The following is a 4803-nucleotide window of genomic DNA, read 5'->3' as shown; positions in this document are numbered from 1 at the left end:
GCCCTGAGCGCCCTTGGAACGCATTCGGACTGATGCGTGTCCTCCGCTTTGACTCGTGCCCCATCTCGCCTTCCGCCGATTCCGCCTGGGTTTGCAGCGCCTGCACGTCCCCGGCATCGCGCTGGTCGCGCTGCACCTGCTCGTGCAGCAGGGCCAAAGTATCTTCGGCCTGCACGCGTTCCCGTTGCAGCGCATGCAGCGCGTCGCGCTCACGCCCGATTTCCGCCAGCCGTGCCCGCGCCTGGGCGGCGCGCTGCTCCATATCGAGCCAGGGCTGCTCCTGCCGCGCCTTGTCGTAATCGCGGCGCAGCGCGGCCAGGCGGTCGACATCGGCATCCAGCGCCTGTTTTGCCGCGGCCAGCGCGTCGGCGGCCTGCTGGGCATGGGCGCAGGCATCTTCGGCCTCTTTATAGGCGCCCTTGGGCCGGCCGCTGCGCGCATCGCGCAGGCTGGCGCGCTCGGACTCGACCCGTTCGAACAGCTCGTCGCCTTCGGCCGACGCCAGTTCGCCCGTCAGGCGGGTAAGCGCATCGCGCAAATGGCCCTGCGCATGGCCGGCCGGTTCGAGCAGGTTCTGCCCTTCGCCTTGCGGTATCCACAACAGCCCCGGAATGCCGCCATGTTCGGCACGGCTTTGGCCCTTGGCGGGAAACTCGAACCCCAGGAGCGCCGCCAGCGCGTTTTCGGCGGCCTCGCCTTCGTGGCGCTCGGCGCCGTCATCCACCAATAATTCACAGCGCGCGCGGCTGAGAAACGATTTGCGCAACAGATAGCGGCGACCGGCGTGCTCGAATTCGACCTCGACCGATGGGCGTGCGCCCTGCATGCCCCATGGCGCCAGGTCGGCCACCTTGGTGGTTTTGTAGCGTTCCAGGAAAGCCGCGCGCAAGGCCGCGGCCAGCGTGCTCTTGCCCGCCTCGTTGGGGCCGGCGATGACATTCAGGCCGTCTGCCAGCCTGTCCAGCGTTACCGGTTCGCGGAACTTGCGGAATTCCTGCAGGGCGATGCGGCGCAGCTTCATGGCGACTCCGGGCGTTCGCGCTGGAACTGCGCCAGCAGGCGCAAGGCCTGGCGCGACACGGCGGCCTGCGCCGGATCGGCCTGCAAAGCCTGCAACTGCGCCGCCACTTCGCCCACATAACCGCTGCCTCCCAGGCTAGTCAGATCGTGCGCATCGGGCGCCAACGCCAGATCGGATGTATCCAGCAACAGCGCGCGCACCCGCGCCGCGGCGCGCGCGATGGCATCCTGCAATGTGTCCCAGCCGCCCAGCGTCAGTTGCCCGGACACTGCCAGCTTCAGGACGTCGTCCTGCCCCAGGGCCCCGAGCCGATGCGCCAGGGCTTCGGCATCCGAAGCCAGGGATAGTGCCTCGTCCCACTGGGACCACTGATAACGGCCCAGCGGCAAGGGTTCGACGATGGGATCCGCGCCGCCGCCAGGCAACTGAACGGCCAGCACCTGGCCCGAGGCGTTGGCGCGAAACCGGTCGGGCTCGGGCGTGCCGGCGTACCAGGTGCGGGCGTCGATCTGCAGGCAGCCATGCCAGTCGCCCAACGCCAGGTAATCGAGTCCGGCGCGGGCTGCCCGGTCGGGGGCGATAGGATTCGCGGAATCGACGGCATCGGGCAGGCGGCCCGCCACGCTGCCATGGGCCAGGCCAACCCGGATGCGGCCGGGCTCGGTGGCCAGTGCATCGAACACGGCCGTGGTGTCGTCGTAAGTGTGGCGCTGCGTCAGGGGCGCCGCCAGCACGGCAAGGTTCAGCTCGGGCAGGTCGACCACCCCGGCCCGCAGCGGCACATGTACGTTGGGCGCGATACAGCCTAGTTGGTGGGCGCGCGACCACACGCTGTCGGCCAGGGCGGCGTCGTGGTTGCCCGCGATCAGAACCCAGGGCCCGCGGAATGCCGACAGCGCGTCGAACAGGCGTCGGATGCTGCGGTCGGAAACCGCCTGCGTGTCGAAGACGTCGCCGGCCACCAGCACGGCATCGGCACGGCGTTCGGCCGCCAGCCCAGCCAGGCGCGCCACGGCCTGGAAGCGCGCTTCGGCCAGCATGGCGGCGTCATCGGTATCGAACTGGCCGTATTGCCGGCCGATCTGCCAATCGGCGGTATGGATGAGATGAATCACGTCTTGCCCGGAAGTGCCTGCGCCGCAATGGCGATATGGCGCGATTGTGGCATAACGTCCGGGCACCGGCAGCCCGGGCAGAAGACGGGATTCAGGCGGTGGAGCGCTGGCCCAGCGCCATGCCGCCGCTGCGCGCACGCGCGGCGCCGTAGCGCGACAGGGCCAGGTCGTCGGCCCGGATGGCGGGCCGCTGGCCGGTAAGCAGGTCGGCCACCAGCTTGCCCGAACCGCAGGCCATGGTCCATCCCAGCGTGCCATGGCCGGTATTCAAGAACAGCCTGCCGTAGCGGGTGGCGCCCACAATGGGCGTGCTGTCGGGCGTCATGGGACGCAGGCCGGTCCAGAATTCGGCGTTGGCGACATCGCCGCTGCCCGGATAAAGATCGTTGACCACGTGTTCCAGCGTGCGGCGGCGCGCCGGATTCAGCCGCAGGTCGAAGCCGCCCAGCTCCGCCATGCCGCCCACACGGATGCGGTTGTCGAAGCGCGTGACCGCCACCTTGTAGGTTTCATCCAGCACCGTGGACACCGGCGCGGCGCCGGGCTGGATAAGCGGGATGGTGAGTGAGTAGCCCTTCACCGGGTACACCGGCAGGTCCAGGCCCAGCGGTTCCAGGAAGCCGCGCGTATAGCTGCCGAATGCCGCCACATAGCGATCGGCGGTAAGCAGTTCGCCGCCCACGCGCACGCCCGCGATGTCATCACCCTGGCGTTCCAGGGCCCGCACCTGCTGCCCGAACCTGAACTCCACGCCCAGGCCCTGAGCCAGCGCGGCCAGCCGGCGCGTGAACAGGCGGCAGTCGCCGGTTTCGTCGTTGGGCAGGCGCAGCCCGCCGCTAAGCTTGTGGGCGGTGCGCTGCAGGGCCGGCTCGGCGGTTTGCAGACGCCCGCGGTCCAGCAGTTCGTAGGGCACGCCACAGGCTTCCAGCACCGCGATATCGCGCTGCGCGGCCTCGTATTGGTGCTGCGTGCGGAACAGCTGCAGCGTGCCGCGGGTGCGGGATTCGTATTCGATGCCGGTATCGGCCCGCAAGGCGCGCAGGCAATCGCGGCTATATTCGGCCAGGCGCAGCATGCGTTCTTTGTTGACGGTGTAGCGGCTGGCCGAACAGTTGGCCAGCATGGCCGCCATCCAGCGCAACTGATACAGGGTGCCATCGGGGCGGATGGCCAGCGGCGCGTGTTCTTTCTGGAACATCCACTTCAACGCCTTGAACGGAATGCCGGGCGCGGCCCAGGGCGTGGAATAGCCGGGCGACACTTGCCCGGCATTGGCGTAGCTGGTTTCGCCGGCGGCTTCGGACTGGCGGTCCAGCACCGTGACTTTGGCGCCCTGGCGGGCCAGGTAGTACGCGGTGGTGGTGCCGATCACGCCGCTGCCCAGGACGATGACGTGCATGAGAATCCCCTGTTTTGGACAAGTCACACGAATGTTTAAATAGTCTAGAAGCCCGTGCGCAGTGAAAAGCACTAAAATCAGCAGCCTCAATCCATTTTTCGACTGGCGGCCTGGGCTTTGCCGGCCCGGCAAGAGTGAAATGCGCGAACTCGATCGTATCGACCTGAAAATCCTCGACATCCTGCAGCGCGACGGAAGAATTTCCATCACCGACCTGGCCGAACGCATCAGCCTGTCGGCCACGCCCTGCTCCGAACGCGTCAAGCGCCTGGAACGCGAAGGCGTCATTGCCGGGTATCATGCGCGCGTCAATCCCGCCGCCCTGGGCCGCCACTTGCTGGTGTTCCTGGAAATCAAGCTGTCCGCCAAATCGGGCGATGTATTCGAGAAGGTGAAGCAGGAACTGCTGTATGTGCCCGAAGTCATGGAATGCCACCTGGTTTCGGGCGACTTCGACTACCTGGTCAAGGCGCGCCTGACCGAAATGAATGAATACCGCCGGCTGCTGGGCGAGATCCTGAAGCGCCTGCCGGCTTCAGCGGAATCGCGCAGCTATGTCGTCATGGAAGAAATCAAGGAAACGCTGTTCCTGCCCACCACCAGCCTCTGAAAAACAGAACTTCCCGCATTACCGGAGATTCGTACCTATGACGCGCCTGTACCGATATTTTTTCCGCGGGCTGATTACCGTACTGCCGATCGCACTGACGCTATACCTGCTGTTCATCTTTCTTGCCTGGACCGAACGCGTGGCGCTGGCGCTGCTCAGTCCCTTCATCGGCAGCTTCTATATTCCCGGCATGGGCCTGGTGCTGGGCATACTGGGCATTATCGCCATCGGCTATCTGGTCTCGAAAGAACGCCTGCAACGCATCTTCCACGTGGTGGAAATGCCCTTCACCAACCTGCCGGTGGTCAAGAGCATCTATTCGTCGCTGAAGAGTTTTGCCGACTACTTCTCGCCCAGCGCCAAGACCGACACCCAGCACGTGGTGGTGCTGCGCCTGCCCGGCCAGCCGCTGGAACTGGTGGGGCTGATCACCCGGCGCGGCACCGACGGGCTGCCCGAGGGTTTCCTGCCCGGCGACCGCGTGGCGGTATACCTGCCCATGGGCTACATGATCGGCGGCTACACGGTATTCGTGCCCACGGAATGGGTGCGCCCCATCGACATGTCGGTAGAAGAAGCCATGCGCGCCTCGCTGATTGCCTGGATGGCCCGCGCGCACGGCGACACGCCGGCAAGCGCCTGGCCGGCGACGCCGCCC

5 protein-coding genes are annotated in these 4803 nt (G+C 66.7%); 2 read left to right on the top strand and 3 right to left on the bottom strand.

The features are described 5' to 3' along the window. From LPZ50_RS21795 to LPZ50_RS21785, 3 genes are all read right to left on the bottom strand, one after another. The coding region (locus LPZ50_RS21795) for an AAA family ATPase (RefSeq protein WP_230664886.1) at nucleotides 1–1021 on the bottom strand (1021 nt) is incomplete at its 3' end. After that, a complete protein-coding gene (locus tag LPZ50_RS21790) occupies nucleotides 1018–2136 on the bottom strand; it encodes a metallophosphoesterase family protein (protein ID WP_230664884.1) in 1119 nt (372 codons plus the stop codon). The genes LPZ50_RS21795 and LPZ50_RS21790, both read right to left, overlap by 4 nt. A 91-nt stretch (nucleotides 2137–2227) precedes the next feature. Next, nucleotides 2228–3535, bottom strand: coding sequence for a D-amino acid dehydrogenase (locus LPZ50_RS21785; RefSeq protein ID WP_230664882.1), 1308 nt, complete (start codon nucleotides 3533–3535; stop codon nucleotides 2228–2230). Between the two features lie 139 nt (nucleotides 3536–3674). Here LPZ50_RS21785 and LPZ50_RS21780 point away from each other — a divergent pair, with 139 nt between their 5' ends. Both LPZ50_RS21780 and LPZ50_RS21775 read left to right on the top strand, forming a co-directional pair. After that, on the top strand, nucleotides 3675–4145 hold the full coding sequence (locus LPZ50_RS21780; protein WP_230664880.1) for a winged helix-turn-helix transcriptional regulator: 471 nt from the start codon (nucleotides 3675–3677) through the stop codon (nucleotides 4143–4145). A 37-nt stretch (nucleotides 4146–4182) separates the two neighbouring features. Next, a partial coding sequence (locus LPZ50_RS21775; protein ID WP_230664878.1) for a DUF502 domain-containing protein occupies nucleotides 4183–4803 on the top strand: 621 nt, incomplete at its 3' end.

Origin of the sequence: Bordetella petrii (assembly GCF_020991325.1) — a bacterium.
Classification (GTDB): domain Bacteria; phylum Pseudomonadota; class Gammaproteobacteria; order Burkholderiales; family Burkholderiaceae_B; genus Bordetella_A; species Bordetella_A petrii_E.
The sequence above is the reverse complement of the archived record's forward strand: the minus strand, read 5'-3'. Positions and strand labels throughout refer to the sequence as shown.